Origin of the sequence: Pseudomonas sp. NPDC088429, assembly GCF_044753305.1 — a bacterium.
In the GTDB taxonomy this organism is placed as follows: domain Bacteria; phylum Pseudomonadota; class Gammaproteobacteria; order Pseudomonadales; family Pseudomonadaceae; genus Aquipseudomonas; species Aquipseudomonas rustica.
In genome coordinates, this window is the sequence record NZ_JBIVMX010000142.1 from 1 (window position 1) to 2862 (window position 2862).

The window sequence follows — 2862 nt, forward strand, 5'->3', positions numbered from 1 at the left end:
TCAGCAGGAGAGCGGAAACGGAAGAGACCACGCCGCCGGACATGCCGACAATGACGCGCAACTTGGATGAGTCAGAAGGGGCTGGATCACGCATAGGGATTCAATGAGTGTCTTGAAAAAGGACGCGATTCTAGCAGGCTCACGGCCTCAAGGCTAAAGAGAAGGGCGGATCAGTTCGAGGCTGAAGTGATGCCCGGCCAGATAATCGTCGATGCAACGGATGATCAGCTCACTGCGCCAGTTGTCGCGCTGGGCGATTAATTCGTCGCGGGTCAGCCACTTGGCGCCGACGATGCCGTCGTCCAATTGGTAATCCGGGTGATGTTTAACGGCTTTGGCGCTGAAGCACACGCGCTGGTAGGTCACGCCGTTGCTCGGGGCGGTGTACAGGTAAATACCGATGACGCCGGTGGGCTCGACGTCCCAGCCGGTTTCTTCAAGGGTTTCGCGGATGGCGGCGTCGATCAGGGTTTCGTTCGGGTCGAGATGGCCGGCGGGCTGGTTGAGCACGTTGCGCCCGGCTTTGTGTTCTTCAACCATCAGGAAGCGACCGTTGTCCTCGACGATGGTGGCGACGGTGATGTGGGGGAGCCATTCCATAAAACCTTCCTCAAGTCTGGGGTTGAAATGCAATCCAATGTAGGAGTGAGCCTGCTCGCGATAGCGCATTGTCAGTCACCATAATTGTTGAATGGTATACCGCTATCGCGAGCAGGCTCACTCCTACAAGGGATTTGTGTGAACTCTGGAAACACAAACCCCGGCACCAGGCCGGGGTTTGTTTACCGCGCTACAACCTTAAACCAGCGCAGCAATCGCCGCGTTGAGGGTTGCGCTTGGGCGCATGGCCTTGCTGATCAGCTCGGCATTGGCGTGGTAGTAACCGCCGATGTCGACTGGCTTGCCCTGAACGGCGTTGAGTTCGGCAACGATGGTTGCTTCGTTCTCGGTCAGAGTCTTGGCCAGAGTCGCGAACTGCGCTTGCAGTGCCGCGTCTTCAGTCTGGGCGGCCAGGGCCTGAGCCCAGTACATCGCCAGGTAGAAGTGGCTGCCGCGGTTGTCGATGTTGCCGACTTTGCGCGATGGCGACTTGTTGTTGTCGAGGAACTGGCCAGTGGCCTGATCCAGTGTTTTCGACAGCACCAGCGCTTTCGGGTTGTTGTAGTTCACGCCCAGATGCTCAAGGGACGCTGCCAGTGCGAGGAACTCGCCCAGCGAATCCCAGCGCAGGAAGTTCTCTTCAACCAGTTGCTGCACGTGCTTCGGAGCCGAACCGCCGGCGCCGGTTTCGAACAGGCCACCGCCGTTCATCAGCGGCACGATCGACAGCCTCGTGGCGCTCGTGCCCAGTTCCATGATCGGGAACAGGTCAGTCAGGTAGTCGCGCAGTACGTTGCCGGTCACCGAAATGGTGTCCTTGCCTTCGCGGGTGCGCTGCAGGGTGAACTTCATCGCGTCGACCGGCGCCATGATCTGGATGTCCAGACCGGACGTGTCGTGATCCTTCAGGTACGCCTGAACTTTCTCGATCACTACGCCGTCGTGAGCGCGCATTGGGTCGAGCCAGAAGATCGCTGGCGTGCTGCTGGCGCGAGCACGGTTGACGGCCAGTTTGACCCAGTCCTGGATCGGCGCGTCTTTGGTCTGGCACATGCGGAAGATGTCGCCGGCTTCAACAGCCTGTTCCATCAGCAGGGTGCCTTTGCTGTCGGTCACGCGAACCACGCCGTCAGCCTTGATCTGGAAGGTCTTGTCGTGCGAGCCGTACTCTTCGGCTTTCTTCGCCATCAGACCCACGTTTGGCACGCTGCCCATGGTGGTCGGGTCGAAAGCGCCATTGGCTTTGCAATCTTCGATCACGGCTTGGTAGATGGTCGCGTAGCAACGATCCGGAATCACAGCCTTGGTGTCGTGCAACTGACCGTCAGTGCCCCACATTTTGCCGGAGTCACGGATCATCGCTGGCATCGAGGCGTCGACGATAACGTCGCTCGGCACGTGCAGGTTGGTGATGCCTTTGTCGGAGTTGACCATCGCCAGCGACGGACGAGCGGCGTAGACGGCGGCCATGTCGGCTTCGATCTGCGCTTGCTGCTCAGCCGGCAGGGCTTTGATGCGAGCGTACAGATCGCCGATGCCGTTGTTCAGGTTGAAGCCGATCTCGGCCAGCACGGCTGCGTGCTTGGTCAGCGCGTCTTTATAGAACTCGGCAACGATCTGGCCGAACATGATCGGGTCGGAGACCTTCATCATGGTCGCTTTCAGGTGAACCGAAAGCAGTACGCCTTGGGCCTTGGCGCTTTCGATTTCAGCAGCGATGAACGCGCGCAGAGCGTTTTTGCTCATCACGGCGCAGTCGAGGATCTCGCCAGCCTGAACGGTGGTTTTTTCTTTCAGAACGGTCGCGGTGCCGTCTTTGGCGATCAGCTCGATCTTCACGGCGTCAGCGGCGTCGATCAGGGCAGCTTTTTCGCTGCCGTAGAAATCGCCGGTGCTCATGTGAGCGACGTGGGACTTGGAGTCTTTGGCCCAAGCGCCCATTTTGTGCGGGTGCTTGCGCGCATAGTTTTTAACCGACAGCGGAGCGCGACGGTCGGAGTTGCCTTCACGCAGAACCGGGTTCACGGCGCTGCCCTTGACCTTGTCGTAACGCGCCTTGGCATCTTTGTCGGCGTCGCTGGTCACGGTTTCCGGGTAGTCCGGCAGGTTGTAACCCTGCGCTTGCAGCTCTTTGATCGCGGCTTGCAGCTGAGGCACCGAAGCGCTGATGTTCGGCAGCTTGATGATGTTGGCTTCAGGCGTAACGGCCAGGTCGCCCAGTTCGGCGAGGTGGTCGGCTACGGCTTTGTCACCCAGTTGCTC

The 2862-nt window shown here is 59.5% G+C and carries 2 protein-coding genes; both read right to left on the bottom strand.

Annotated features, from left to right (window positions below; genetic code table 11):
• Nucleotides 1-153 precede the first annotated feature (153 nt).
• Nucleotides 154-600 (bottom strand): NUDIX hydrolase, encoded by a 447-nt coding sequence (locus tag ACIP66_RS28425; RefSeq protein WP_400652583.1) that lies wholly within the window; start codon nucleotides 598-600, stop codon nucleotides 154-156.
• Nucleotides 601-798: 198 nt separating this feature from the next.
• Nucleotides 799-2862, bottom strand: a 2064-nt coding sequence (locus ACIP66_RS28430; protein ID WP_400652586.1) for an NADP-dependent isocitrate dehydrogenase, incomplete at its 5' end; no start/stop codon positions are given.

Bases quoted from the DNA above. Each gene is read 5' to 3' on its own strand.
- ACIP66_RS28425 (WP_400652583.1), bottom strand. From the start codon at position 600: ATGGAATGGCTCCCCCACATCACCGTCGCCACCATCGTCGAGGACAAC.